A 26775-nucleotide genomic window follows, 5' to 3' on the forward strand; every position below is an offset into this window, starting at 1 on the left:
GGCCTAACCGTCCGCGGGCGCCCGGCCCGTCAGCGAGGCCAGGCTGTTGCGGATGTGGGTCATGTGCGCCTGCATCTCCTCGTGCGACTCCTCGTGCTCCCGCAGGATCCGGTCCGTCTCACGGGCGGTGCGCTCCGCGGCCGTACGGGCCGCGGTGAGCAGCTCCGCCGCGCGGGCCTCCGCGTCCTCCTGGGTGTGGCGGTCGTACTCCTGGGCCTCGGCGAGGGAGCGTTCGGCCTCGGCCCGTACGGATTCGGCGCGGGCGGTCAGCTCGGCGTGCCGGGCGTCCAGGGCGGTGAGGCGGCCGGCGAACTCGCGTTCCGCCGACTCCCAGCGCTCGGCCTGCCCGGACTCCAGCCCGGCGAGCATGTCCTCGGCGCGCCGGCGCATGTCCTGCCAGGCGGTCATCGCGTCGTCGCGCAGTCCCGCCGCCTCACCGCGGGCGGCCGTCACGTGTTCACCGGCGGTGGTGCGGGCCGCGGAGAGGAGCTGCCGGGCGTGCTCCTCGGCCGCCGACCGTACGGCGTCGGCGTTCCCCCGGGCCCGGTCGCCGACGGCTCGGGCGTCGGCGGAGGCGGAGTCCAGCGCCGCCTGCGCGCCGTCGCGGGCGGACTCGCGCAGCGCGGCGGCCTCCTCCTCCGCCAGCGCGAGGAGCTGCCGGGCGCGCACGCCGAGCGACTCGTACGTCTGCGGGGCGAGCGAGGCCACGGTCTCCCGCAGCCGGGCCGCCTCGGTCTCCATCTGCTTGGCGAGAACGGTCAGCCGCGCGGCGCGCTCCCAGGACGCGTCGCGCTCCTGGGAGAGGGAGGTGACGTACGCGTCGGCCTGTTCGGGGCGGTAGCCGCGGCGTACGACGTCGAAGCCGTGAGGCGGCACTGCAGCGGTACTCATTTGCGATCCCTTCCGGCCCCCCACGACACAGCGGACCACCGCGGCACCCAGAGCACATGACGCGATAGTGCGCATATCATCCAGGATCGAAGCGAAGCGTTCAAAACGCGACACTCTGCGGGGCAGTCTGCGGGACAATGCGCGGATTCATGGGTGGCCGGACCACGCGGACACGGATGCGCGGGGACGGGGACTCATGGATTCCCGGGCGGGCGGACCCGCAGAGACGCGGACTCACGGGGGCGCGGAGTCGCGGAGTCGCGGAGTCGCGGAGTCGCGGAGATACGGAATCCCGGGGGTGCGGAGTCGCGGGGATACGGCTGCCGGCTCCCGGGCGGGCAGGCGGGCGCTCCGCCGGGCCGGGTCGCGGACCAGGCGCCGGACGCGATGCGCGGGCACGGTGTACGGGCGCGATATGCACGCGCGATGCACGAACGCGATGCACGGGCGGGATGGACAAGGCGCCCGGACCTCGGTGCGGTCCGGGCGCCTCGGCACAACTACAGCAGGCCGTCCCACATCTGTTCGAGCAGGACCGACCACCAGCCCTCCGGCGACGCCAGCGCCGCCGGGTCGAGCGCGGCCAGATAGGACTGGAAGTCCACCGTCCAGCGGCCCGCCTGCTCCGGGTTGAGCCCGTAGCGCAGCCGCCACATCCGGCCGAGCAGCGCCATGCAGCGGACGAACTCGGGCAGCCCCGTGTTCACGAACTGCGGCCCCGACGGCCGGCCGCCCGGACCGGCCTCCACCGGGACGGCGACGATGTTCGCCGTGCCGTACTGCACACAGATCGCACGGCCGAAGTCGCTGCCGATCACCAGATACGAACCGGCGTCGGCCGCCGCCTGCACCTGGCGCTGCGCGGCCAGTTCGGCCAGCGTCGGGATGACCGGCTGGGCGGGCTGCGCCCAGAAGAACGGGTTGAAGTCGCCCGGCAGCCCCGCGAACACCAGGGTCGCGGCCACGACGTCCGGCACTCCCTGACGCGCCACCGCGCGCTGGTCGAACCGGCAGATTCCCTGCGGCCCGAACGCGCCCAGCAGCTCCTGCGCCACCGCCTGCGGCGGGACGGGCGGCGCCGGCTGGACCTGCGGCAGCGGTGCCCGTACCGGCGCGGGGCGCGCCGGGCCGTCCGCCACCTGGTGCAACTCACCCTGGTGGGTGATCAGTTGGCGCATGCCCTGCTGGCGGCTGGCGTGGTCCCTGCCGTACGGGGCGATATTGGTGATCCGCGCCTGCGGCCAGGTCTCCCGGATCATCCGGGCGCAGTAGCCACCGGGCAGCTCGCACGACTCCAGCTCGGTGTGCAGCTCCAGCACCTGCTGCGGCGGCACGTTCATGGCGCGCAGCTCGTGCAGGATCTGCCACTCCGGGTGCGGGGTGCCCGGCGCGGAACGGCGGATCAGCTGCGCCTCGGAGCCGTCGGGCGCGCGGTAGCGCAGCACGGCCTGGTACCCGGGTCCGACGGTCGGGGTTCCGGTCGGCTGCTGGGGATAGCCGTACGCGGGAGGCGGGGCGCCCTGGGAGGTGTTCGGCATTCCCGGCGGACCGGGGGGCCCGGGAGGACCGGGGGGTCCCGGGGGCGGCGGGGTGGCACCGGAGGACCCGCCGGGCGCACCCGGAGGACCGGGCGGACCGGGCGGCTGCGGGCCGCCGGGGCCCAGGGGGTTGGGACCGGCCAGCATCGTCGCCGCGTGATGGACACCGCCTCCCGGAGGGGGCGGAGGCGTGGAGCCGGGCGGACCCGGAGGCGCGGGAGGTCCCAGGGGGTTGGGGCCCGCCAGCATCGTCGCCGCGTGATGGACACCGCCTCCCGGAGGGGGCGGAGGCGTGGAGCCGGGCGGACCCGGAGGCGCGGGGGGGCCCGGGGGCGGCGGGGTGGCACCGGAGGACCCGCCGGGCGCACCCGGAGGACCGGGCGGACCGGGCGGCTGCGGGCCGCCGGAACCGAGCTGGGAGACGAGCTGTGTCGGCAGATATCCCGCCGCCGGCGCTCCCGGGGTACCCGGACCCGACGGCGGGGGCGTCGCCCCCGGACGTACCCCCGGCGTACCGGGAGCACCGGGCGGCGGCGGGGTCGTCGAGCCGCCGCCGCGCGGGCCGCGCGCACCCCTCGGCGTTGCCTGCGCCTTGCTCGTCGCCGCGTCCGCGATGTCGGCGGCCCCGGGCGGCACGGAGGGGGTCGCGCCCGGCCTCGCGGGTGTGTCACCCGGCACGGGCGGAGAACCGGCGGCGGCGCCGGGGCCGGCGGGAGCCCGGCCCGGCGTGGGGTCGAGCGTCGGGGAGACCGCGGTCGGCGGCAGCGCGCTGCCGCCCGACATCAGCGCGGTGGGGGCGTCCGCGCCCACCACGGGCGGGGCGTCCTCCCGGTCCGAGCCGGAGATCGGCGGTGCGAACACGGTGTCCGGCAGCGGTACGGACGCGTCGTCCGGGCCCACCGCGCTGGTGTCGTTCCAGGGCGTACGGGACCCGGGGGGCGTGTCCGAGGGGCCCGGGGCGACCGGGGGCACCCGGTCGGAAGGGCCCTGGCCGGAGGGGACCCGGTCGGCGGGCGCCGCGCCGGACCCAGGCGCGTCCGAGGGCACGGGCTCGCGGGCGCCGCCGCGCGCGTCGGGCCACGCGGTCCCGCCCCGGGAGGCGGACGGACCGGCGGCGGGCGAACCACCGGAGGCCGGGCCGCCCGCCGGGAAGGCGCCGGAGGCGGAACCGGAAGCGTCGGCGGGTACGGAAGGGACAGACGGGGCAGAGGGGACGGGAGTCCCGGTACCGGTGTCCGCACCGGAGGACGGCAGCCCGCCCTGCGTGCCCATTCTGTCGGCCGCCTCCTGGAGCCACTCCGGCGGAGTGATCAGGAAGGACGTCTGGTTGAGATCGATCCGCTTCGGCGGGCCGGAGGCGACCGGGGCCGCCGCGGCGGAGGCGTACTCCTCCTCGTACCGCCGGATGACCTCGCCCACGGGCAGTCCCGGCCAGAGCGTCGCGTCACCGCTGTCGCGGGCGATCACCAGCCGCTGGGCACCACCGTCGGAACGGGCGCCCTCGCGGTCCTCCGCCCAGACGACGAAGCCGAGATCGAACTCCCGCACCCGCACCTCACGGTGCTGGTAGGCGGGCACATCGCCGTTGACCCACTCTTCCGCGCGCTCCTGCGCCTGCGCGAAGGTCACCATCGGAGCGTCACCCCTCGTCCGAAACCGGGACGGCACGCGCGAAGCCGCCGTCCACCATCAGGTTCGCGACGGTCTCCAGCTCCGGCGGATTGCCCGCGAGCCGCTGGAGGAAGCCGTCGAAGTCGTCGCCGCAGGGCAGCAGCAGCCGGTCCACACGCTCCTGCACGTGCCAGCCGTCCTGATCGCGTGCATCGTCGTACGGGCAGAACCAGACCGAGCCGATCGCCGAACCCCGCACCTTCACGGCCAGGATGCCGCCCTGGACGAACGCGATGCCCAGGTAGTCCTTGGTCAGATGGTCCCGCAGGCACTTGTTGACGTACACCAGGTCGTTGACCGCGGCCTCGTCCCGCACCGTGAGGAACGGCTGGTCCACCAGCAGCCCCAGCTCCGCGTCGAGCGCGGCGCCGACCGGGGCGCAGCCGCCGGCGGCCTTGAGGAAGGTGCGGTACGCGCCGGGCAGCCGGTAGCCGAGGTCCTCCTCCACACCGAGCAGTTGCTGCTCGCTGACGGAGACCGCGCTCTTGGGCAGCCCGAAGTGCGCGGGCCGGGTCTCCTGGAGGGGGCGGGTGCCGCGCTTGGACTGGTCGACGTCGGTGGTCGTGAGCCCGCCGTGGTGCCGGAGCAGGGCCTTGACCTCGACCGGGATCAGTTCGAGCCGGCGGGTGCCGCGGACGTGGTGCCAGGTCCAGCCGTGCGGGGTGGCGACCGGGGAGACCGTGTCCCAGAGGTGGTGGCCGTCGGCGTGGAGCGCGGCGTTCGCGGACACGTAGTCCGTCAGGCGCAGTTCGTCGATGCCGAAGCCCGTCGGGGGCTCGTCGATCTCGGCGGCGGCACGCGCGTACACCGAGAAGTCCGGGTACCCGTCGTCGTCCACGCGCACGCCCACGGGGTGGCGGGCGGCCCGTACCGGATCCGGGAAGTTCACGACCTGACCGGCGTAGGCCGCGTTCGGTGGCGCGACGTGTCCCCGGGGGCCGGGTGGTGGTGCCCCCAGCCCTTGCCGATCTGTCGTCATGGCGATCTGCCCCCTGCTGGCTACTGGCTGTTCGGGACAGCCTATGCGGTGGGGCGACAGGGGGCGCCCGGGCCGCTGCGGCAGTCCCCGCCCGGCCGCTTCCCGCCCGTTCCGGGCCCGACTCGACCGCCCGTCGCGGGCCCCTCGTACCGCTGCCGCCGGGCGTTCCCGGTCGTTACGAAGTGTCACAACCGAGTGACCGAACGCCGACGGGGAAGCATGTTTCCGCGACCCAGCTTCCCCACGCAGCACCGCGTTTGGCAGGCTGTTCGCAACTCGGGGGGAGTGCACCGGAGGGGACGACCGCACCATGCACACAGCGCAACCAAGTACAAAGAGCAACACGGGTGATCCTCGTCTCAGCTGGAGCAGCGACGAGGAGTCGCCCGCGCCTGCGCTGAACCACCGGCGCGACGGCATCCTGCCCACCGTCGCGGCGGCACTCTCCGTACGCGGCGAAACGCTCACGTCCACCGCCGGGAAGGGCGACCAACCGCCCGTGCTCCACCCGCTCGTCCAGGACTTCCTCGACACCCTCACCAGCGGTCAGCGCGAGCGCTTCACCGGGCGCTGCCCGGAGGCGATCCTGCTGTCGCGCCATCTGACGGCGGTGGACGGCAAGCGCTCCAAGCGGGCGCAGCGCAAGCCGCTGACGTTCGGCGAGGCGAAACGCGCGCTGAAGCAGGCGAAGCTGACGGCGCGCAGGATCCGGGAGGACGGCGATCCGCTGCACGGCGGTTACGCGCCGCCCTGCCGTTCCTGTACGGCGATGCTCGACCACTTCGGGGTACGAGCCGTGGACCCCACCGCCCCCGAGAACGGCTGAACCCCCTATGCCCGAAAACCTCAGTACGACCCGGTTCCCGGTCGGCGTCGACGCCGCGCTGCGGGAGGCGGGCTGGCAGCCCGGCCGCTGGGACATCAAGCTGGCCGAGCACTGGGCCGACTCCCTGCGCGCGTACGAGTCCCCGGCGGGGCACCGCCATACGGTGTTCCCGGCGGCCGTGGAGGCGTGGGCGGAGTTCGGCGGCCTGCGGATCGCGGCGCTCGGTCCGGGGCGGCAGACGGCGCCGCCGCTGGTACGGGTGGATCCGCTCGCGGGCCTGCATCTCGCGCGCACGCTCGCGGATCTGGGGCGGGCCCTGGACACGGAGGTCGCTCCGCTGGGGATGGAGGGGGAGGATCAGGCGGTCCTCGCGATCGACATCGACGGGCGGGTGTTCAGTGTGGATCACACGGGGGACTGGTACGTGGGCGCGGACATCGACCGCGCGCTCTCCACGCTCCTCATGGGCTTGCAGCCCAAGCGCCTCACCCTTTCCTGACCCTGGCCCCGGGGCGCGGCCACGGACAAGGCAAGGCCGACCCAACCAGCCCGTCCGGCGATTGAGGACCCAGGGGCACCCGGGGTGCGTTCACGGACAAAGCGCGGTCACGGACCAAGCGCGGCCAGGCAAACCGCGGTCACGGACAAGCGCGGAAAAGACCTACCCCGCCGAACCGCACGGAAGCACCGCCGACACGCGGAAGCCCCCCGCGTCCGTGGGGCCGGACACGAACACGCCCCCCAGCCCCAGCACCCGCTCCCGCATGCCGATCAGCCCGTTGCCCCCGCTCGGCAGGTCCGCGTCCGGCGCCGAGCCGGCCGCTTCCGGCGCGCCGTTCTCGATCTGCATGGCGATCTCGGCCGCCCGGTGCGCGAGCCGGACCATCACCTTGGCGCCCGCCGCGTGCTTGTGGACATTGGTGAGGGCCTCCTGGACGACGCGGTAGGCCGTCTGCTCGACCTCCGGCGTGTACGCCCGTACCTCTCCCTGGACGGCGAGCTCCACGACCATCCCGGCCTGGCGGGACTGCCCGACGAGGTCCTCCACATCGGCGATGCTGGGCCCGTCCTCCGCCGCGGCGGCGGCAGCCGCGGCCGCCGCCGCCCCGACCGCGGCCAGCGGCACCGGCGTGATCCGGGGCTGCTCGCCGTCGCCCGTGCGCAGGACGCCGAGCATCTCGCGCAGCTCGGTGAGGGCCTGGCGGCCCATGTCCCCCACGAGCGCCGCGTTCTTCACCGCCTTCTGGGGGTCCTTCAGCGCGACCGCCTGGAGCGCCGCCGCGTGGACGACCATCAGGCTCACGCGGTGGGCCACGACGTCGTGCATCTCCCGGGCGATCCGGGTCCTCTCCTCCGTACGCGCCCACTGGGCCCGCTGCTCGGCCCGGTCGGCGAGGAGGGACAGCTCCTGTTCGAGGCTGTCGGCGCGCTCCCGCAGGCTCTCCATCAGCCGCCGCCTGGCCCCTACGTAGAGGCCGAAGAGAAGGGGCGGCAGGATCAGGCCGATGGCAACGAAGCTGGACATCAGCGGGATGTACCAGGCGCCGGGGTCCTCGAAGTCGGAGTTCCGCACGTCCTGGCGGAACTGGAGGGAGACCACGATGAACGTGGCCACCAGCGACATGCACGACAGCGTGCCGATGATGCGGCGCGGCACCTCGGACGCGGCGAGCGTGTACAGGCCGACGAAGCCCAGCAGATAGCCCATCTCGGCGGGTGTGACCGCGATCGCGACGAGCACCACGGCGATCGGCGAGCGCCGCCGCAGGACGAGCACGGATCCGGCGATCAGCCCGAACAGCACCCCGATGGGGAGGGGAAACGCGGCTCTCTCCGCGAATCGTGCGCCCTCCAGGGCGCACTCGAAGGCGGAGACGACGCCGAGCCCTGCGTCCAGCGCGACGCTCCGCCGCCGTCCCCACCACAGCCAGGCACGGGTGGTCGTGCCCGTGGCGTCCTGCTGTGCCCCCGTTGTGGTCATGCAGTCCACCCTACGGGCGGACGTGACGTATTCTCCCGGCAGTTTTCGGGGAGTGGGCCGTCGGTGGCCGCCGCGTGCCCGGCGCACGGCCGCCTGGAGGGGGCCCTCGCGCCCGGCCCGCGGCCGTCCGGCACCCCAGGCGTACGCCACCGCGTGCCCACCGCGTACGCCGTGGCGCTTCGGGCCCCCGGGCACCTCTCCGGGCGCCTCCGGGCGACCCCGGACACCCCCGGTGACCCGCCCCCCGCGGCCGTTGGCGGACTACCGTCGCGGCGGAGGCGGGCGGTACGGCATAGTAGGGGCTGCCCTGGTGATGTCGGCCACGCGAAACGGCACGTCATCACCGCAGCGGGGCACGCCTTCCCAGGTCGTCTAATGGCAGGACAAATGGTTTTGGTCCATTGAATGAGGGTTCGATTCCTTCCCTGGGAGCGTGGTGAGGGCGGGTCCTGACCTGTGGGGTCGGGACCCGTCCCCATTTCACTGGTGAAACCCACCGGTATCCTTCGGATGTCCACCACTCGAAGCCGAAGGGCATACCCGTGAGCGCCATTCGCCCGGCAGCCGTCGTCGTCCTCGCAGCGGGTGAGGGCACCCGCATGAAGTCGAAGACACCCAAGGTCCTGCACGAACTGTGCGGGCGATCACTCGTCGGACATGTCGTCAGCGCCGCGCGCGAGCTGGACCCCGAGCATCTCGTCGTCGTCGTCGGCCATGCGAACGAGCGGGTCGAGGGGCATCTCGCCGAGCGGTACGCCGGTACCCGCACCGCCTACCAGGCCGAGCAGAACGGCACCGGTCACGCCGTCCGCACGGGACTGGAGGAGCTGGCGCCGGGCGGCGCGCTCGACGGCACGGTCGTCGTCGTCTGCGGTGACACCCCCCTGCTGTCCGGCGTGACGCTCACCGCGCTGGCCGCCACGCACTCCGCCGACGGCAACGCCGTCACGGTCCTGACCGCCGAGGTCCCCGACTCGACCGGCTACGGCCGTATCGTGCGGGACGCCGCCAGCGGCGCGGTGACCGCGATCGTCGAGCACAAGGACGCCACCGACGCCCAGCGTGCGATCCGGGAGATCAACTCCGGGGTCTTCGCCTTCGACGGCCGGCTCCTGGCGGACGCGCTCGGCAAGGTCCGTACGGACAACAGCCAGGGCGAGGAGTACCTCACCGATGTCCTCGGCATCCTGCGTGAGGCAGGTCACCGGGTCGGCGCGTGCGTCGCGGACGACCACCGCGAGATCCTCGGCATCAACAACCGCGTACAGCTCGCCGAGGCGGGCCGGCTCCTCAACGCGCGCCTGCTGGAGCAGGCGATGATGGCTGGGGTCACCGTGGTGGATCCCACGTCCGTTCTTGTCGATGTCACCGTCACTTTTGAGCCAGATGCGATCATCCACCCCGGCAGCCAGCTCCTGGGGGCCACCCATCTCGGCGAAGGCGCCGAAGTGGGTCCCAACACACGGCTGAAGGACACAGCCGTCGGCGCCGGGGCGCGGGTGGACAACTCCGTCGCCGACGGTGCCGAGATCGGCGAGGGCGCGGCCGTCGGCCCGTACGCCTACCTGCGCCCGGGCACCCGGCTGGGCCCGAAGTCCAAGGCGGGGACGTATGTCGAGATGAAGAACGCGTCGATCGGCGAGGGCACCAAGGTGCCTCATCTGTCCTATGTCGGCGACGCGACGATCGGCGAGTACTCGAACATCGGTGCGGCCAGCGTCTTTGTGAACTACGACGGCGAGGCCAAGCACCACACGACGATCGGCTCACACTGCAAGACGGGCTCGGACAACATGTTTGTGGCACCCGTCACGGTCGGGGACGGTGCCTACACCGCCGCGGGGTCCGTCATCACCAAGGACGTACCGGCCGGTTCGCTGGCCGTGGCCCGTGGCCAGCAGCGGAATATCGAGGGTTGGGTGGCCCGTAAGCGGCCCGGCAGCGCTGCCGCGCAGGCCGCGGCGGCAGCCACGGAGAAGTCCGGCGACGACAACTGACCGGAAACAGGTGCGCCGAACTCGGCGTACCGTGATACGTGCACACACATTCGGCTGGCTCGCGTCCGCACGCCCTGTGCTGCCCCGCGGCCAGAGAACACCCTCTGAGGAGACAGTGCTGTGACCGGGATCAAGACGACCGGCGAGAAGAAGCTCATGCTCTTCTCCGGCCGCGCCCACCCCGAGCTGGCCGAGGAAGTCGCACATCAACTGGGTGTCGGCCTGGTGCCGACCAAGGCCTTCGACTTCGCGAACGGCGAGATTTACGTCCGTTTCCAGGAATCCGCCCGCGGTGCCGACTGCTTCCTGATGCAGAGCCACACGGCTCCCATCAACAAGTGGATCATGGAGCAGTTGATCATGATCGACGCTCTGAAGCGAGCATCCGCCCGGAGCGTCACCGTCATCGTTCCGTTCTACGGGTACGCCCGCCAGGACAAGAAGCACCGCGGCCGTGAGCCGATCTCGGCCCGGCTCATCGCCGATCTGATGAAAACGGCCGGCGCGGACCGGATCCTCACCGTGGATCTGCACACCGACCAGATCCAGGGCTTCTTCGACGGCCCGGTGGACCACCTCTTCGCCCTGCCGATCCTCGCGGACTACGTCGCCGCCAAGGTCGACCCCGCCAAGCTCACCGTCGTCTCCCCGGACGCCGGCCGCGTCCGGGTCGCCGACCGCTGGTGCGACCGGCTCGGCGCACCGCTGGCGATCGTCCACAAGCGCCGTGACAAGGACGTCGCCAACCAGGTGACCGTCCATGAGGTGGTCGGCAATGTCGCGGGCCGGGTCTGTGTACTCGTCGACGACATGATCGACACCGGTGGCACGATCTGCGCCGCGGCGGACGCGCTGTTCGCCAACGGCGCGGAGGACGTCATCGTGACGGCCACGCACGGCGTGCTCTCCGGCCCGGCGGCGGACCGGCTGAAGAATTCCAAGGTGAGCGAGTTCGTGTTCACCAACACCCTGCCCGACCCGAGCGATCTGGAGCTGGACAAGATCACGGTGCTGTCGATGGCGCCGACGATCGCGCGCGCGGTGCGCGAGGTGTTCGAGGACGGTTCGGTGACGAGCCTCTTCGAGGAGCAGGCTTGATCTATTGAGGCTCGGTTCGCCTCCGGGGTGCTTCAGTCCTGGTCTTCAGTCGATCGTGCTCGACCGCTCGTTCCTCGCGGCCTGCGCGCGTTCTCCTTCCAGACCATGACGCACCCCTTCGGCTCACTCGCCGGGCACCCTCGGCGGACGGGTCGCGGTCTCCCCCGGGAGCCGCGGCCCTGACGTCTGTCCGGGCCCGCACGGGTCTCGTCCCCCGCCCCCCTCGACCGCTCGTTCCTCGCGGCCTGCGCGCGTTCTCCTTCCAGACCATGACGCACCCCTTCGGCTCACTCGCCGGGCCCACTGAGACAGGGCCGCGGTCTTCGGTTTCGGAGGCTGCGGCCCTGCGGTCTGTCCAGGGCCCGCACGGGGCTGGTCCCCGGCTCGTCCCCGACGCTTCCCCGGGTCGTCCGCCACCCCCGCCGTTGGCACCGTTGGCGCCTCTCCGGTCCGGCGCCGGGGTCGCGGTGCTGCTGGGGACCCATGATCGATTGGGTCGGCGGACACGGACTTGCGTAGACTGTCGGGGTTGCTCGGCGAGGGAGGCCGCACTGCAGGTGCGGCGGTCCGTTATCGACGCGCTCTTCGTAGCAGGCGTAGCAGGCCGTTCATGGCCGGGTGACCACTCGATCCATCCGTCACACGTCTGTCATACGAGGAGTGCACATGTCCGAGGTGAAGCTCACCGCCGGCATCCGTACCGAGTTCGGCAAGGGCGCTGCCCGTCGCGTCCGCCGCGCCAACCAGGTTCCCGGCGTTCTGTACGGCCACGGCACCGACCCGGTCCACGTCACGCTGCCGGGCCACGAGCTGCTGCTCGCCCTGCGCACGCCGAACGTGCTGATCTCCCTGGACATCGAGGGCCGCTCCCCCGAGCTGGCGATCCCGAAGGCCGTCCAGCGCGACCCGCTGAGGGGCCTCCTGGAGCACGTCGACCTGCTGCTGGTCAAGCGCGGCGAGAAGGTCACCGTCGAGATCCCCGTCCAGACCGAGGGCGAGCTCGCGCCGGGCAACTTCCTGCTGGAGCACGTGCTCAACACCCTGCCGGTCGAGGCCGAGGCCACCCACATCCCGGAGGCCGTCACGGTCTCGATCGCCGGGCTGGAGGCCGGTGCCTCCGTGCTGGCGAAGGACATCCCGCTGCCGGCCGGTTCGACGCTGGCCGTCGACGAGGACACCGTCGTCCTCCAGATCCTGGCCGCGCAGGCCGAGGAGCCCGCGGCCGAGGGCGAGACCGCCGAGGGCGAGGCGCCCGCGGAGGCGTGAGCCCCGGAGAGCGGGCCATCGCGCTTCCGCGGTGGCCCGCTCTCGTGCTCGCCCGGGCCGCGTGCCCGCCACCCGCGCCCGGAGAGTCCCCCGGGCCCGGCCCCCCGCCCCGGGGACGCCCTCTTCTTCAGCAGCCGGCTTTTTTGATGGAGACGCGCAGATGACGACCGACGCGAACGCCCCCTGGCTGATCGTGGGCCTCGGCAATCCGGGCCCGGGATACGCCGCGAACCGGCACAACGTCGGCTTCATGGTCGCCGACCTGCTCGCGCGACGGATCGGCGGCACCTTCAAACGGGCGCAGAAGGCGCAGGCCCAGATCCTGGAGGGCCGGATCGGCGCCCCCGGGCCGGCGAGCCGGCGGGTGGTGCTGGCCAAGCCCATGTCGTACATGAACCTCTCCGGCGGGCCGGTCACCGGGCTCCGTGACTTCTACAAGATCCCGACGGCGAACATCGTCGCGATCCACGACGAGCTGGACATCGACTACGGCACGCTCCGGCTGAAGCTCGGCGGTGGTGACAACGGTCACAACGGTCTGAAGTCGATGACGAAGGCGATGGGCCCCGACTACCACCGGGTACGGTTCGGCATCGGCCGCCCGCCCGGCCGGATGCAGGTCGCGGACTTCGTGCTCAAGGACTTCTCCGCCACCGAGCGCAAGGAACTGGACTACTTCACGGACCGCGCCGCGGACGCCGTGGAGTGCCTGGTGAGCGAGGGCCTGGAGCGCGCGCAGAGTACGTACAACTCCTGACACGTCCCCCATTGCCCAAGGTTGACTGAGCGCGGTCACATACTCAAGGATCGCGCCCCATGAAGCGGAGTACCTCCCGGCGCGCGCTGCTGCACGGCCGCCGGGCCGTGATGGGCGCTGTCGCCGTCCTGCTGCTGGCGGCCGGATTCTGGGCCTCATGGGGTACGGCACAGCACATCCTGCTGGCGAAGGGCCGTGAACACGGCACGATCACCGTCTCCGCCTGCGGTGCGAAGACCTGCACGGGCCGGTACGACCCCGAGGGCGCGCCCCCGCCCCGCACGGACATGACGATCGAGAACTCGGTCGCGGTGAAGAAGGGCGCCACCCTGGACGTGGTGGTGAAGCCCGGCACCTCGGAAGTGGTCCGCACCGGCGCGGGCGGCGCCTTCCACGCCTGGCTCCCCCTGGGCGGGGCCCTGGTCCTGGCGGCCCTGATCATCGGCGGCGGAGTCGGACTGCCCCGGTTCGCCTGGGCGACCGCGGCGGCGGGCGGCGCGCTGCTCCTGGCCGCCTTCTTCACCCTCTGAGCCCCCCCCGCCGCCCGATCCGGGCCCGCGAGCCTGCGGCGGGCTCGCGCCCTCCGGCCGGCTCGGTCCGGCCCGCCCTGGGGTCCGGTCCCGGTCGACGCCCCGACCCGTCCCGGTCCTGGTCCGGCCCGTGTCGCCAGAAGACGGGGGCTCCGGTCCCGGTGGGCCCGCTCCCCATGCGCCCGGCCTTGCTCGCCGCGTCCGGATCGTCCGCCCACCGCGCAGGTATCCGGACACACCGCTGCCCGGCGCGCTCGTCGCACGCCGGGCAGCGGTCCGTCCGGTTACCTGGGGACCCAGGGGGCCGGCCTGCCGTCCACAGGGCAGGGGCCCCTGCCCGGAGACGGGCGGGGCCCCCGACGGGTCAGCCCGTGTTGCGCAGGCCCGCCGCGACCCCGTTCACCGTCAGCAGCAGTGCCCGGGACAGCAGCGGGTCCGCCTCCTCGCCGTGCTCCGCGGCGCGGCGCTGGCGGGCCAGGAGCGAGACCTGGAGGTAGGAGATCGGGTCCAGATAGGCGTCCCGGATCGCGAACGTCTGCTGGAGGACCGGGTTGGAGTCGAGCAGCCGCTGCCCGCCCGTGATCTTCAGGACCTCGGCGACCGTCAGCTCGTGCTCCGCCTCGATCGCGGCGAAGACGTGCTTCAGGTCGTCGGGCACCAGCGTGTCCACATAGTGCCGGGCGATCCGCAGATCGGTCTTCGCGAGGGTCATCTCGACATTCGCGAGGAAGTTGCGGAAGAAGTGCCACCGCTCGTGCATCTCGTCCAGCACGGTGTCCAGCCCTGCCTCCCGCAGCGCCTTGAGACCCGAGCCCACCCCGTACCACCCCGGCACGATCTGCCGGGACTGCGTCCAGCCGAAGACCCACGGGATGGCCCGCAGCCCGTCGAGCCCGGCGCCGGAGTCCGGGCGGCGGGACGGGCGGGAGCCGAGGTGGAGTTCGGCGAGCTGGTCCACGGGCGTGGAGGCGAAGAAGTACGCGGGCAGGTCCGGGTCCTCCACCAGCCGGCGGTAGGCCGCGTGCGCCGCGTCCGAGACCGTGTCCATCGCCGCGTCCCAGCGCGCCAGCGACTCGTCCGACTGGCGGGGCGCGGTGTGCAGGGCGGACGCCTGGAGGGTGGCCGCGACCGTCAGCTCCAGGTTCTCCCGGGCGAGGGAGGGGATCAGATACTTGTCGGAGATGACCTCGCCCTGCTCGGTCACCTTGATCTCGCCCTCCAGCGTGCCCCACGGCTGCGCGAGGATCGCCTCGGCGGAGGGGCCGCCGCCCCGGCCGACCGTGCCGCCGCGGCCGTGGAAGAGACGCAGCCGTACGCCGTGGCGGTGGGCCACGTCACGCAGCCGCCGCTGCGCCCGGTGGATCTCCCACTGCGAGGTGGTGATGCCGCCGAACTTCGACGAGTCCGAGTAGCCGAGCATGACCTCCTGGACGTCGCCGCGCAGTGAGACGAGCCGCCGGTAGGAGGGGTCGGAGAGCATGTCGTCGAGGATGACGTCCGCCGCGCGCAGCTCGTCCGTGGTCTCCAGGAGCGGCACGATGCCGATCTTCGCCCAGCCGCCGTGGAGGTCGAGCAGCCCGGCCTCGCGCGCGAGCACGGCCGCCGCGAAGACGTCGTCGGCGCCCTGGCACATGGAGATGATGTACGACTCGATGACCTCGGGCCCGAAGCGCTCGAACGCCGCCCGGACCGTGTGGAAGACACCCAGGGTCTTCTCACCCGCCGCGTCCAGCGGCGCCGGGGTGGGCGCGAGGGGCCGGCGGGAGCGCAGCTCCTTCGCGAGCAGCTTCTGCCGGTACTCGCGGGGCATGTCCGCGTACCGCCAGGACTCCTCGCCGAGCCGGTCGAACAACTGACCGAGGGCGTGGTGGTGGGCGTCCGCGTGCTCGCGGACGTCCATCGTGGCGAGCTGGATGCCGAAGGCGGCGAGCGTGCGGATCGTACGGTCCAGATGGCCGTCGGCGAAAAGCCCGCCGCGGTGCGCGCGCAGGGAGGTCTGGATCAGGGTCAGGTCGGCGAGCAGCTCGGCGGTGCCGAGGTAGTCGCGGCCCGGTTCGTGCGCGGACGCCCTGGCCAGGCGGTCGCGGGTGTTGACGAGCTTCTGCCGGACGCAGGTGGCCTTGAGGCGGTACGGCTCCTCCGCGTTGAGCCGCTTGTAGCGGGGGCTGATCTCCGGCAGCCGCTCCAGGTCCGTCTGGAGGGAGTCGAGGAGTTCCTCGGTCGCCCCGGTGTAGCGGATGGAGTTGGAGAGCAGTCCGCGCAGGGAGTCGACGAGGTCGAGCGCGTCGGTGATGCCGTGCTCGTGCTGGAGGATCAGGACGTCCCAGGTCACCTTGGGGGTGACATTCGGGTTGCCGTCGCGGTCGCCGCCGATCCAGGTGCCGAAGGTCAGCGGACGGGTGCCGGGGGGCAGCTCGACGCCGATGCGCTCCAGTTCGGCGGCGAGGTCCTCCAGAACGTCGCCGACGGCATTGGCGTGCAGCTCGTCGAGGTAGTAGATCGCGTTGCGCGCCTCGTCGGCGGGCTCGGGGCGTACGACGCGGAGTTCGTCGGTCTGCCAGATGAGGTCGATGTTCTCGGCGAGCCGCAGATCGCAGCGGCGCCGGTCGGCGGGGCCCGCGCCCCGGGCCGCGTCCCGCTCCAGCAGCCCGGCGATGCGGCGCAGCTTGTTCAGCACCGACCGGCGGGCGGCCTCGGTGGGGTGCGCGGTGAAGACCGGGCGGACGTTCAGGTTCTTCACGGTCTCGCGCAGATGCTCGGGGTCGGCGTCCTTGAGCCGGTCCGCGGTACGGGCCAGCAGGCCGCCCTCGGCGGCGCGCCGCTCGCGCATCTCATGGCCCCGGTGCACCTGCTCGGTGACATTGGCCAGATGGAAGTAGGTGGAGAACGCGCGTACCAGCTTGGCCGCGGTCTCCAGGTCGGTGTCGCCCAGCAGCTGCGCCGCTGCCTCGCCGTCGCTGCGGGTCAGGGCGCGGACGCGCTCGACGAGGTCGAGCAGGTCGGGACCCTCCTGGCGGACGATCGTCTCGCCGAGGAGGTCGCCCAGTCGGCGGATGTCGGCACGGAGTTCGGCGCTGGCCGTGGGTGTCTGGTCGGCACTGCTCACAGGTGCGGCTCCTTGCAGTGTTTGAGCACGTCTGGAGGGGTACTGGAGGCTGCGGACCGCGCTGTCCGACACGACCCAGGATAGGTGTCCGTCCGCCGGGCGCCGTCCGCAGGGGCTCTTGCCGCCAGGCTGCGCACTGCCATACTTACGTTGCCGTAGGTTACGCACCCGTAGCACGGCCCTTCCACGTATCTCTCACCCCCCGCCTCTCACCCCCCAGGGGACCATCCATGACGACAAGCCCCGACCTGCTCGACGACGTCCCGGAGGCTCCCGCCGACCCGGAGCCGGCCGCCGCCCTCCCGTCCGCCACGCTCGGCGGGGACAGCAAGCGGTCGATCGAGCAGATCACCCTGCTGCTCTTCATCACGGTTCCCTTCCTGGCCGTGCTGGCGGCGGTGCCGCTGGCCTGGGGCCGGGGAGTGAGCTGGCTCGACCTCGGTCTGATGGCCGCGATGTACTTCATCGGCTGCCACGGCATCACGGTCGGCTTCCACCGCTACTTCACGCACGGCGCGTTCAAGGCCAGGCGCCCGCTGCGGATCGCTCTCGCGGTCGCGGGCTCGCTGGCGGTCGAGGGCCCGCTGGTGCGCTGGGTCGCGGACCACCGCAAGCACCACAAGTTCTCGGACGCCGAGGGCGATCCGCACTCCCCGTGGCGGTTCGGGGAGACCGTGCCCGCGCTGCTGAAGGGCCTGTGGTGGGCGCACATCGGCTGGATGTTCGACGAGGAACAGACCCCGCAGCAGAAGTACGCCCCGGATCTGATCAAGGATCCGGCCATCCGCCGCATTTCCCGCCACTTCGTCTTCTACACCGTGGTGTCGCTGGGCATCCCCCCGCTCGTCGGCGGTCTGGTGACGATGTCGTGGTGGGGCGCGTTCACCGCGTTCTTCTGGGGCTCGCTGGTCCGGGTCGCGCTGCTCCACCATGTGACCTGGTCGATCAACTCGATCTGCCACGCGGTCGGCAAGCGCCCGTTCAAATCACGTGATCGTTCCGGCAATGTCTGGTGGCTCGCGGTCCTGTCCTGCGGCGAGTCCTGGCACAACCTCCACCACGCCGATCCGACGTCCGCCCGGCACGGTGTTCTGCGCGGTCAGGTGGACTCCAGCGCCCGGCTGATCCGCTGGTTCGAGCGGCTCGGGTGGGCCTATGACGTGCGCTGGCCGACGGCCTCCCGGATCTCCTCCCGAAGGAACACCGAAGCTCCCGACACGGCATGATGGAGGACGTGGCGACCGACGGCAGTAGTGGTACGGACAGGAACCGGTCATCAGGACGGCGCACGCGCCGGGTGCGGATGACCGGTGCGGAGCGCCGCGAACAGCTGCTGGACATCGGCCGCGCGCTCTTCGCCGACAAGGGCTTCGAGGGCACCTCGGTGGAGGAGATCGCCGCGAAGGCGGGTGTTTCCAAGCCGGTGGTCTACGAGCACTTCGGCGGCAAGGAGGGCCTGTACGCGGTGGTGGTCGACCGTGAGATGCGCCAGCTGCTGGACATGGTGACGGGCGCGCTGACCGCCGGGCACCCGCGTGAGCTGCTGGAACAGGCGGCGTTTGCCCTTCTCGACTACATCGAGACCTATACGGACGGCTTCCGGATTCTGGTCCGGGACTCGCCCGTGGCCCAGTCGACGGGCACCTTCGCCTCGCTGATCAGCGATATCGCGACCCAGGTCGAGGACATTCTCGGCATGGAGTTCAAGGCCCGCGGCTTCGATCCCAAGCTGGCACCGCTGTACGCGCAGGCACTGGTCGGGATGGTCGCGCTGACCGGCCAGTGGTGGCTGGACGCGCGCCGCCCGAAGAAGGCGGAGGTGGCGGCGCATCTGGTGAATCTGGCGTGGCACGGCCTGGACGGCCTGGAGCCGAAGCCGCGGCTGATGGGCCACCGCAAGAACTGATTCCGTACCGCGTGCCGTACGGACGGTGTGCCGTACGGACAGCCTGTCGGCGCGTACGGGGTGGGCCCCGGCCCCCAGGCCCCGTGCCACGCCCCGCCCCCGTGCCCGGCATCATGCGACGCCCGCCGTCCGACTACGGCCGGACACAGCGGGCGTCAGCGCTGTCCGGCGGCGCGTGGCGCTACGGGCCTCCGGGGAACTCCCGGCGATGGCCGGCCGGGGCGGCACGGGGGAAACGGCGGTGGCCGTCTCACCGGGCCTTCGCCGCGACGGCGAAGATCCGGCGGAAGGGGAAGACCGTGCCGTGCGGGCCCGCCGGATACGCCTCCCGCAGCAGCGCGCGGTACTCGCCGAGGAACGCGGTCAGCCCGCTCTCGTCGTCCGCCAGCTCGGTGAGGACCGGCCGCAGGGTGGTGCCCTTGATCCAGTCGAGGACCGGGTCGTCGCCCGTGAGGAGCTGGGCGTACGTCGTCTCCCACGCGTCCGTCTCACAGCCGAGGTCCACCAGGCGGGCGAGATAGTCCGCCGGATCGAGGACGAAGACGGAGCCGAGCCCCCGGCCGGAGAGGCGTACGCGCCACGGATCGCGCCCGCACAGCCCGGCGAGGAGGGTGTGACTGGGGGCGCCCGCGTTGCCGGGCACCTGGAAGGCGAAGGCGCCGCCGGGGGTGAGACCGCCGATCCAGCGGCCGAAGGAGTCGGCGTGGTCGGGCACCCACTGGAGCGCGGCGTTGGAGACGATCAGGTCGTAGGGCTCGTCCGGGGTCCAGTGCGCCGCGTCGGCGGGCCGGAAGTCGAGCAGGCCGCCGCCCGGCGTCGCGCCCGCGTGGTCCTTCGTGGCGAGGGCGAGCATCTCGGGCGAGTTGTCGAAGCCGGTGATGTGCGCGCGGGGCCAGCGCCGGGCCAGCAGCGCGGTGACGTTGCCGGCGCCGCAGCCGAGGTCGGCGATCCGGACGGGCGCGCCGTCTCCCCCGGGCAGCTCGGGGACCCGGGCGAGGAGGTCCAGGAACGGGCGGGTGCGGTGTCCGGAGTGCCGGAGGTACTGATGCGGATCCCAGATCGGTTCGGAAGGCATGCTCAAGATCCCTTGACGGAATGAATGGCCGAAGGAACGGACGGCTGGAGGAACGGACGGCTGACGGAGCGGGTGACCGAAACGGAACGGTGGCCCGACCGGGGTCCGCCCTGCCGGCTCCACGGTCCACCAGAAGGTCTCTTGATGTCAAGAGACTTCATATCGAGGGACCATCTACACTGATCGTCATGGAGGACGAGGTCGATCGACTGGTCGCAGCGTGGCGCCGCGAGCGCCCTGACCTCGACGTGGAACCGCTTGAGGTGCTCAGCCGCGTCTCCAGGCTGGCCCGTCATCTGGACCGGGCACGGCGGCTGGCCTTCTCCGAGCATCAGCTCGAACCGTGGGAATTCGACGTTCTCACCTCGCTGCGGCGCGCGGGAGCGCCGTATCAGCTCTCCCCCGGACAGCTGCTCACCCAGACGCTGGTGACCTCCGGCACGATGACCAACCGCATCGACCGCCTGGCCAAAAAGAACCTGGTGGAGCGGCTGCCCGACCCCAGCGACCGGCGCGGTGTGCTCGTACGGCTCACCGCCGAGGGCCGGGACCGGGCGGACCAGGCGCTCGCCGGGCTGCTCGCCCAGGAGCGCGCGATCCTCGCCGAACTGTCCCGGGCCCAGCGGGCGGAGCTGGCCGCGCTGCTACGCCAGCTGACCGCCCCGTTCGACAACATCCCCGGCTAGGTCCACCGGGCCCACGCCCGCCCTGCGCGCGAGCGCCACCGCGGCGAGGGTGGAGTGGACGCCGAGCTTGCCCAGCACGTTCTGCATATGCGTCCGGACGGTGTGCGGCGACAGGAAGAGACGCTCGGCGACGGCCTTGCGCCCCAGGCCCGCGACCATGCACCGCAGGACCTCCCGCTCGCGCGGGGTGAGCGACTCGACCAGCCGCTCGCTCTCCGTGCGGTGCTTGCGGGCGGCGGTCAGCTCGCGCAGCACACCGGTGAGCAGCGCGGGCGGCAGATGCGTCTCGTCCCGCAGTACGCCTCGGATGACCGCGAGCAGCCGCTGGAGCGAGCAGTCCTTGGCGACCCAGCCGGAGGCCCCCGCCTGGAGCGCGAGGGCGGCCCGGCGGGGGTCGTCCTTCTCCGCGAGTACGACACTGCGGACGGTGGGCTGGCCGGAACGCACCCCCGAGACGAGCGAGATGCCGTCGACCAGACCGTCCTCGCCGTCGTCGGCGACGGCACGGGCGACCGGCGCGCGCGACCCCTGCGCCGGGGCGTGGGCGGCCTGCGCGGCCGCGAGGCCCGTGCCCTGGACGATTCCCGTGCCGAGATCGGCGTCCACGAGCATGACGTCGAAGCCGCGGCCCTCGGCCGCCGCCCGCTCCAGGCACCGCAGCGCTGCGGGACCGCTGCCCGCGGCGGCGACATCGACATCCGGCTCGGCCGCGAGAGCGGCAGCCAGTGACTCTGCGAAGATTCGGTGGTCGTCCACCACCAGGACCCGGATACGGACCACAGACACCCCCTGTGTCGGAGGACGGCTCGGCGCGGGCACGCCGCCCGGACGGGTGCGCCAGCGGTCGCCCGGCCGCCGCCGCGCTGTCACTGATACCCCACCCCGGGCGTCGTACCCGGCTGTCTCGCCCCCTGATCAACACCGGCCCCCACCGGCGTTGAGCATCAGAGTACGGCGGGGCGGCGGGAGGGGAAGTGTATTTGCAGAACTGGTGGTCCCGGCGTGTTCATGGTGGGCCGTATGCGTCCGGTGTGGCGAAAACCCACGCCACGGGCCTGTTCCGGCACCGGACCGGCCGCCCGGCGCGCCGCTCGGAGGCGGACGGCGGTACGGCGCGTCCGCACCGCCGGCGGGCCGCCGCCGCCCTGGACGTCCCCCTGGAGTTCCGCCCGTACGACGGGGTGGACTGGATCGCGGACTCCCCCGGGGTGCTGCTCCTGCCCGAGGGCAGCGGCACCAGCGAGCGGGACCCGGGCGGCTTCTCGGCCCAGGCGACCTGGATGTACGCCATGCGCCACGGCACGGTGTCCGTCGTCGCCGAGGCCCCCATGTGGGCCGCGGGCGCCGTGAGCGACCCGCGGCCCGTGGCCGATCCCGGGCGGGAGGTCGCCGCGGCGGGCGAACTGCTCCTCGACCGTGCCGATCAGGTGGAGAAGGCGCTCGGCGGCCTGCTGCCCGAGGGCCCCGGCGCGGCGGCCTCCCCCCTGGCCGCCGCCGCCCGCGAACTGCTGGACGTCTGCCCCGCCATCGCCGCCACCTGGCGCTCCCTGGGCCCGCCCCACGCGGCCACGGCCGTCATGGGGACGACCGCGGGCAACCGTGCCTCCCTGGGTATCGCGGCCCGCCGGATCACCCTGCGCGCGGCGGCGATGTCCCGCCGCGCGCTGACCCTCAACGCCCCCGAGCCCGCCCTCGCCGCTCTGGACGCCCTGCTGGCCGCCTGGTCCCGGGAGCTCGCGACCGCCTTCTCCCCCCGCTGGCTCCCGGTGGCCACCCAGGCGGAGCTGCACGTCTCCACGATGCTCCGCATCGCGGGCCCGGCGCTCGGGGCCCGCTCCCCCGGCGACGGTTCCTGACGGGTCGGCGCGGGTCCCCGGGGCGTACGTGTCACAGACGGCCGACAACCGTCCGGCACCGGCTGTCCGGGCCGGGCAAGCCGGGGCCGGCGGTCGACCGGGCCGGTCGTCCGGGCCGGTCGTCCGGGCCGGTCGTCCGGGCCGGTCAGGACAGGCACCGGTCGACCCGCCCGTCAGCACAGGCACCGGTCGACCCGCCCGTCAGCACAGGCACCGGTCGGCACAGCCCGTGGTCGGCCCCCGCCGGTCAGGACAGCCGTCTCGCCCCTTCCGACGCCTTCGCCGCGAAGATGACCGGGGGCTCGTACGACGCCGACGCGAACGCCGATTCCACCGCCGCCGCGACCGCGACCGCCGCGCCACTGGACGTGAGGACGATCGCGGAGCCGCCGAAGCCGCCGCCGGTCATCCGGGCGCCCAGCGCCCCGGCCGCGAGGGCCGACTCGACGACGAGGTCCAGTTCGGGGCAGGAGACCCGGAAGTCGTCGCGCAGGGAGGCGTGGCTCTCGGTGAGGACGGGTCCGACGGCGCGGAGTGCGCCGGACAGGAGCATGGTCGCGACCCGCTCCACCCGCGCGTTCTCCGTCACCACATGCCGGACCAGGGCCCGCGCCCGGGGGTCCGGGAGGCGTTCGAGGGCGTCCGGGAGACCGGCGGGCCCGATGTCCCGCAGTGCCGGGACCCTCAGCGCCACCGCCGCGGCCTCGCAGCCCGCCCGGCGCACGGCGTACTCGCCTCCGCTGTGCGCGTGCTCGACCCGGGTGTCGACGACGAGCAGCGCGAGGCCGTGGGAGTCGAGGTCCAGCGGGATCGGCCGCCGGGACAGATCGCGGGTGTCCAGATACAGCGCATGACCGGCCGTGCAGCAGGCGGATGCCGTCTGGTCCATGACGCCGACGGGCGCGCCGACGTACTCGTTCTCCGCGCGCCGGCACAGCAGGGCCAGTTCGTCTCGCTCCAGGCCCAGTTCGTACAGATCGCTCAGGGCCAGCGCGGTGGCGACCTCCAGCGCCGCGGACGAGGACAGCCCCGCCCCCGCCGGTACGGCCGACTCGAAGGAGAGCTCGGCGCCGCCGGGCCGGTGGCCCGCGGTGCTCAGGGCCCAGTGGACGCCCGCCGGGTAGTCCGTCCAGCCGCGCGGGCCGTGGCCGGGCGCGAGGTCGGCGGCGCGCAGCTCGACCGCGCCGCCGGGTGCGTCCGCCGACCGCAGCCGCAGGACGCCGTCGTTCCGGCGCGCGGCCGTCACGACGACGGTGTGCGGCAGCGCGAAGGGCAGGACGAGGCCGTCGTTGTAGTCGGTGTGCTCACCGATCAGATTGACCCGGCCGGGAGCGGCCCAGACGCCCTCCATCACGACTCCCGCGTCCGGGCGAACTCCCAGGCGTCCGCGACGATTCCCGCCAGGGCGGGCCGCCGGGGCGCCCAGCCGAGGAGCTCCCGCGCCTTCGCGGCGGAGGCGACGAGCACCGCCGGGTCACCGGCGCGCCGGGGGGCGGCGGTGACCGGCACGGGATGCCCGGTCACCGCGCGGACGGTCTCGATGACCTCGGCCACGGAGTAGCCGCTGCCGTTGCCGAGGTTGCAGATCAGCTGCTCGCCCTCGCGGGCCGCGTCCAGCGCGAGCAGATGCGCCTCCGCGAGATCGGCGACGTGGATGTAGTCGCGTACGCAGGTGCCGTCCGGGGTCGGGTAGTCGCTCCCGTACACGGAGACCGAGGCGCGGCGGCCGAGCGCGACGTCGAGGAGCAGCGGCACCAGGTGGGACTCGGGCTCATGGCGCTCACCCGAGCCGCGGTACGCACCGGCCACGTTGAAGTAGCGCAGGGACACCGCCGCGAGCCCGTGCGCTGTGCACGCGCCGCCGATCATATGGTCGACGGCGAGCTTGGACGCGCCGTAGGGGCTGGTGGGGGCGGTGGGGTCGGACTCGGTGACGGGGGTGCGGGCGGGTTCCCCGTACACCGCGGCCGTGGAGGAGAAGACGAGCCTGCGCACCCCGGCCGAGCGCATCGCGGCGAGCAGGGCCATCGTGCCGCCGACGTTGTTGTCCCAGTACTTTTCGGGTCTGGTGACCGACTCGCCGACCTGGGAGTACGCGGCGAAGTGGAGCACTCCGTCGTAGGAGCCGTCCAGCCACTTGATGGCGTCGCGGATGTCGCCCTCGATGAACTCCGCGCCGTCCGGGACGCCTTCGCGGAACCCGGTGGAGAGGTTGTCGAGCACGACGACCTCATGTCCCGTCTCCAGCAGTCGGCGGCCCACGACACCGCCGATGTACCCCGCCCCGCCCGTCACCAGATACTTGCTCATGCGCTCGCTGCCTCCCGCAGTCGCTGGGCCGCGGCTTCCGGCGGCACATCGTTGATGAAAACGCTCATACCGGACTCGGCGCCGGCGAGGAACTTCAGCTTGCCGGAACTCCGTCGAATGGTGAAAAGCTCCAGATGGAGCCCGAAGCGGTCCCGGCCCTCGGCGCGCAGCGGCGCCTGGTGCCAGGCCGAGACATAGGGCGTCGGCGGTTCGTCCCGGCCGAAGATCCGGTCGAAGCGCCGGAGGAGTTCCAGATAGACGCGGGGGAACTCGGCACGTGCGGCGTCGTCGAGACCGCGCAGGTCGGGGACGCGCCGGCGGGGGTAGAGGTGCACCTCGTACGGCCAGTGCGCCGCGTACGGGACGAAGGCGACCCACTCCCGACCGGTGAGGACGACGCGTGAGCCGTCGGCGAGTTCGCGCGCGACGAGGTCGTCGAAGAGGTTGCGGCCGGTGGCCGCCCGGTGTTCGGCGGCGGAGCTGAGCATCAGCGCGGTGCGCGGGGTGACGAAGGGGAAGGCGTAGATCTGGCCGTGCGGATGGCCGAGGGTCACGCCGATCTCCGCGCCCCTGTTCTCGAAGCAGAAGACCTGCTCGGCCTCGGGACGTGCGGCGAGTTCGGCGGTGCGGTCGGTCCAGACGTCGAGGACGAGCGCGGCCCGGTCCTCGCCGAGGTCGGCGAAGGACGTGTGGTGGTCGGAGGTGAAGCAGACGACCTCGCAGCGGCCCGTGCCTCCGGCGAGGGAGGGGAAGCGGTTCTCGAAGACGACGACGTCGTAGTCGGCCGCCGGGATCTCGCTGAGGCGGCCGTCGCGGGAGGGGCAGAGCGGGCACGCGTCGGCCGGCGGATGGTACGTACGGGACTGGCGGTGGGACGCGATGACCACACGGTCGCCGAGCAGCGGGTCACGGCGGATCTCGGAGCCGGTGGCGACGGGGCCGGGCGGGCGGCGGTCGACGGCGTCGCGCACGGAGTCGTGACGGGAGTCGTAGTAGAGCAGCTCACGACCGTCGGCGAGCCGGGTCGATGTCTTCTTCACGGTGGACTCCCTCACCCTCTCTCACACAACCGCACATAAAGAATCACCATCAAACAGACGTCGTCAACGGGCGGGGTGCGCTTGTTCGGGCATGCCTCTATATATCGCTATAAACGGTGAGGTGACGGTATCCGGCGCTTCCGGCCCGTCACAGCGGGTCGGGTGATCCGGCCGATCGCCCCGCGCCGGCCGCCCGGTCGGCGGGCCGCCGGGCCGGTCGGACGAGAGACGGACCCGGCCGACGGGACCCCGACCGGTCGGCCCGCCCGGCGCCGGTCGACGGAGCACTGCGGGCGTCCGCAGGGCAGAGCGGTCACCACGGGACGGGCGCGCCCGCCACGGGAGCCCCGCGGGCGCCAAAGGGCCCGTACGGCGGAAGGCACGGGCGCCGAGGAGCCCGTACGTGGAGAGGCGCGGGTACGGGCGCCGGTCAGCGGGCGTTGGGCGGTGGGGCCGCGAGGGCCGCGCGGTCCAGCAGCCCGGTGCGCGCCGCGAGCGCGGCGGCCTCCAGCCGGGAGCCCACGCCGAGCTTCATCAGCACCCGCTGCACATGGGTGCGGGCGGTGCTCGGCGCGATCCCCATACCGGCCGCGATCAGCCGGGTGTCCTCGCCCTCCGCGACCCTGACCAGCACCTCCACCTCGCGCGGGGTGAGCAGTTGCAGCAGCCGCTGGCCCTCGTCGTCCGGCTGGGCGACGGGGTTCAGCAGTTCGGCGAACGCCCCCTGGAGCAGTTGGGGAGCCACCACCGCCTCACCGGCCCGCGCCTTGACCATCGCGCGCTCGACGCCCTCGATGCGCTCGTCGTGGCGCACATAACCGGACGCGCCCGCCGCGAACGCGGCGGCGATCCCCCGGGGACTGGGCACGGGTCCGAGCACCACCACGGCCACCTGGGGCCGCTCCCGCTTGATCTTCACGATCGGGTCGAAGGCCCCCGGCTCGGCGGGCGTCGCCGTGCCCAGCAGGCACACCTCGGGCGCCCGGGACACCACCAGCTCGGCCGCGCCCGCGGCGGGCGCGGCCGCGGCGAGCACCCGGTGCCCCCGCAGCTTCAGCGCCGAGGCGAGCGCCTCGGCGAGCAGCCGGTGATCGTCGACCACCATGAGCCGAACGCCCATCGAGCAACCCCCATCCCCCGTTGCCGCTTGCCCCGGCAAGCTACACGCTTGTTCGACTTTGCGCGCCCCTAACTTGGCAGAAGTCCCCCAGAGTGCGGAATTCTTCGCCAAACAGGGCTACTTATGACCATGGCATGGCCAC

At 72.8% G+C, this 26775-nt stretch carries 22 protein-coding genes and 1 tRNA gene; 12 read left to right on the top strand and 11 right to left on the bottom strand.

Going from position 1 to position 26775, the window contains the following annotated elements:
• Window positions 1–3: 3 nt before the first annotated feature.
• From ACFYT4_RS04030 to ACFYT4_RS04040, 3 genes are all read right to left on the bottom strand, one after another.
• Window positions 4–891 (bottom strand): cellulose-binding protein, encoded by an 888-nt coding sequence (locus tag ACFYT4_RS04030; RefSeq protein ID WP_389265002.1) that lies wholly within the window; start codon window positions 889–891, stop codon window positions 4–6.
• A gap of 500 nt (window positions 892–1391) precedes the next feature.
• On the bottom strand, window positions 1392–4061 hold the full coding sequence (locus tag ACFYT4_RS04035; RefSeq protein WP_389265004.1) for an SUKH-4 family immunity protein: 2670 nt from the start codon (window positions 4059–4061) through the stop codon (window positions 1392–1394).
• A gap of 7 nt (window positions 4062–4068) precedes the next feature.
• Window positions 4069–5079, bottom strand: a complete 1011-nt coding sequence (locus ACFYT4_RS04040; RefSeq protein WP_389265005.1) for an SMI1/KNR4 family protein — start codon at window positions 5077–5079, stop codon at window positions 4069–4071.
• 310 nt (window positions 5080–5389) lie between these two features.
• On the opposite strand from ACFYT4_RS04040, the gene ACFYT4_RS04045 reads away from it, so the two are divergent.
• On the top strand, window positions 5390–5905 hold the full coding sequence (locus tag ACFYT4_RS04045; RefSeq protein ID WP_389265007.1) for a YwqJ-related putative deaminase: 516 nt from the start codon (window positions 5390–5392) through the stop codon (window positions 5903–5905).
• A gap of 7 nt (window positions 5906–5912) precedes the next feature.
• The gene (locus tag ACFYT4_RS04050; protein ID WP_389265008.1) at window positions 5913–6404 is read left to right on the top strand and encodes an SUKH-3 domain-containing protein; all 492 of its coding nucleotides are present in this window, start codon (window positions 5913–5915) and stop codon (window positions 6402–6404) included.
• A gap of 162 nt (window positions 6405–6566) precedes the next feature.
• On the opposite strand, the gene ACFYT4_RS04055 is transcribed toward ACFYT4_RS04050, so the two are convergent.
• Complete coding sequence (locus tag ACFYT4_RS04055; protein ID WP_389265010.1) at window positions 6567–7886, bottom strand: sensor histidine kinase; 1320 nt, start codon at window positions 7884–7886, stop codon at window positions 6567–6569.
• A gap of 361 nt (window positions 7887–8247) precedes the next feature.
• Here ACFYT4_RS04055 and ACFYT4_RS04060 point away from each other — a divergent pair.
• The 6 genes from ACFYT4_RS04060 (at window position 8248) to ACFYT4_RS04085 (ending at window position 13534) form a co-directional block, all read left to right on the top strand.
• Window positions 8248–8318 (top strand) — tRNA-Gln (locus ACFYT4_RS04060).
• 110 nt (window positions 8319–8428) lie between these two features.
• Window positions 8429–9883, top strand: a complete 1455-nt coding sequence (gene glmU / locus ACFYT4_RS04065; RefSeq protein ID WP_389265012.1) for a bifunctional UDP-N-acetylglucosamine diphosphorylase/glucosamine-1-phosphate N-acetyltransferase GlmU — start codon at window positions 8429–8431, stop codon at window positions 9881–9883.
• Window positions 9884–10003: 120 nt separating this feature from the next.
• On the top strand, window positions 10004–10981 hold the full coding sequence (locus tag ACFYT4_RS04070; RefSeq protein ID WP_389265014.1) for a ribose-phosphate diphosphokinase: 978 nt from the start codon (window positions 10004–10006) through the stop codon (window positions 10979–10981).
• 666 nt (window positions 10982–11647) lie between these two features.
• Window positions 11648–12247, top strand: coding sequence for a 50S ribosomal protein L25/general stress protein Ctc (locus ACFYT4_RS04075; RefSeq protein ID WP_389265016.1), 600 nt, complete (start codon window positions 11648–11650; stop codon window positions 12245–12247).
• Between the two features lie 160 nt (window positions 12248–12407).
• Window positions 12408–13004 carry an aminoacyl-tRNA hydrolase gene (gene pth / locus ACFYT4_RS04080; protein WP_389265018.1) on the top strand — a complete coding sequence of 199 codons (597 nt, stop codon included), beginning with the start codon at window positions 12408–12410 and terminating at the stop codon, window positions 13002–13004.
• Window positions 13005–13063: 59 nt separating this feature from the next.
• Window positions 13064–13534: a hypothetical protein gene (locus ACFYT4_RS04085; protein WP_389265019.1), complete on the top strand. Its 471-nt coding sequence runs from the start codon at window positions 13064–13066 to the stop codon at window positions 13532–13534.
• A 364-nt stretch (window positions 13535–13898) separates the two neighbouring features.
• Here ACFYT4_RS04085 and ppc read toward each other — a convergent pair whose 3' ends face one another.
• Window positions 13899–16640 (bottom strand): phosphoenolpyruvate carboxylase, encoded by a 2742-nt coding sequence (ppc, locus tag ACFYT4_RS04090; protein ID WP_389265021.1) that lies wholly within the window; start codon window positions 16638–16640, stop codon window positions 13899–13901.
• A 230-nt stretch (window positions 16641–16870) separates the two neighbouring features.
• Between ppc and ACFYT4_RS04095 the strand changes: the two genes are divergently transcribed.
• Both ACFYT4_RS04095 and ACFYT4_RS04100 read left to right on the top strand, forming a co-directional pair.
• On the top strand, window positions 16871–17866 hold the full coding sequence (locus ACFYT4_RS04095) for an acyl-CoA desaturase (protein ID WP_389265023.1): 996 nt from the start codon (window positions 16871–16873) through the stop codon (window positions 17864–17866).
• Window positions 17863–18546: a TetR family transcriptional regulator gene (locus ACFYT4_RS04100; RefSeq protein WP_389265025.1), complete on the top strand. Its 684-nt coding sequence runs from the start codon at window positions 17863–17865 to the stop codon at window positions 18544–18546. The genes ACFYT4_RS04095 and ACFYT4_RS04100 overlap by 4 nt, the downstream gene beginning before the upstream one ends.
• Before the next feature lie 250 nt (window positions 18547–18796).
• Here the strand turns inward: ACFYT4_RS04100 and ACFYT4_RS04105 are convergent, their stop codons facing one another.
• Window positions 18797–19621: a trans-aconitate 2-methyltransferase gene (locus ACFYT4_RS04105; RefSeq protein WP_389265027.1), complete on the bottom strand. Its 825-nt coding sequence runs from the start codon at window positions 19619–19621 to the stop codon at window positions 18797–18799.
• A 188-nt stretch (window positions 19622–19809) separates the two neighbouring features.
• Between ACFYT4_RS04105 and tamR the strand changes: the two genes are divergently transcribed.
• Window positions 19810–20307: a MarR family transcriptional regulator TamR gene (tamR, locus tag ACFYT4_RS04110; RefSeq protein WP_389265029.1), complete on the top strand. Its 498-nt coding sequence runs from the start codon at window positions 19810–19812 to the stop codon at window positions 20305–20307.
• Here tamR and ACFYT4_RS04115 read toward each other — a convergent pair.
• Window positions 20266–21087 carry a LuxR C-terminal-related transcriptional regulator gene (locus ACFYT4_RS04115; RefSeq protein ID WP_389265031.1) on the bottom strand — a complete coding sequence of 274 codons (822 nt, stop codon included), beginning with the start codon at window positions 21085–21087 and terminating at the stop codon, window positions 20266–20268. The genes tamR and ACFYT4_RS04115 overlap by 42 nt on opposite strands.
• A 251-nt stretch (window positions 21088–21338) precedes the next feature.
• Between ACFYT4_RS04115 and ACFYT4_RS04120 the strand changes: the two genes are divergently transcribed.
• The gene (locus ACFYT4_RS04120; protein WP_389265032.1) at window positions 21339–22163 is read left to right on the top strand and encodes a hypothetical protein; all 825 of its coding nucleotides are present in this window, start codon (window positions 21339–21341) and stop codon (window positions 22161–22163) included.
• 247 nt (window positions 22164–22410) lie between these two features.
• On the opposite strand, the gene galK is transcribed toward ACFYT4_RS04120, so the two are convergent.
• The 4 genes from galK to ACFYT4_RS04140 form a co-directional block, all read right to left on the bottom strand.
• On the bottom strand, window positions 22411–23514 hold the full coding sequence (galK, locus tag ACFYT4_RS04125; protein WP_389265034.1) for a galactokinase: 1104 nt from the start codon (window positions 23512–23514) through the stop codon (window positions 22411–22413).
• On the bottom strand, window positions 23514–24473 hold the full coding sequence (galE, locus tag ACFYT4_RS04130; protein ID WP_389265036.1) for a UDP-glucose 4-epimerase GalE: 960 nt from the start codon (window positions 24471–24473) through the stop codon (window positions 23514–23516). Before galE ends, galK begins: the two co-directional genes overlap by 1 nt.
• On the bottom strand, window positions 24470–25513 hold the full coding sequence (gene galT, locus ACFYT4_RS04135; protein ID WP_389265038.1) for a galactose-1-phosphate uridylyltransferase: 1044 nt from the start codon (window positions 25511–25513) through the stop codon (window positions 24470–24472). The genes galE and galT overlap by 4 nt, the downstream gene beginning before the upstream one ends.
• 430 nt (window positions 25514–25943) lie before the next feature.
• Complete coding sequence (locus ACFYT4_RS04140; protein WP_389265040.1) at window positions 25944–26633, bottom strand: LuxR C-terminal-related transcriptional regulator; 690 nt, start codon at window positions 26631–26633, stop codon at window positions 25944–25946.
• Between the last annotated feature and the right edge of the window lie 142 nt (window positions 26634–26775).

It is taken from the genome of Streptomyces sp. NPDC004609, from assembly GCF_042873655.1.
GTDB lineage: Bacteria > Actinomycetota > Actinomycetes > Streptomycetales > Streptomycetaceae > Streptomyces.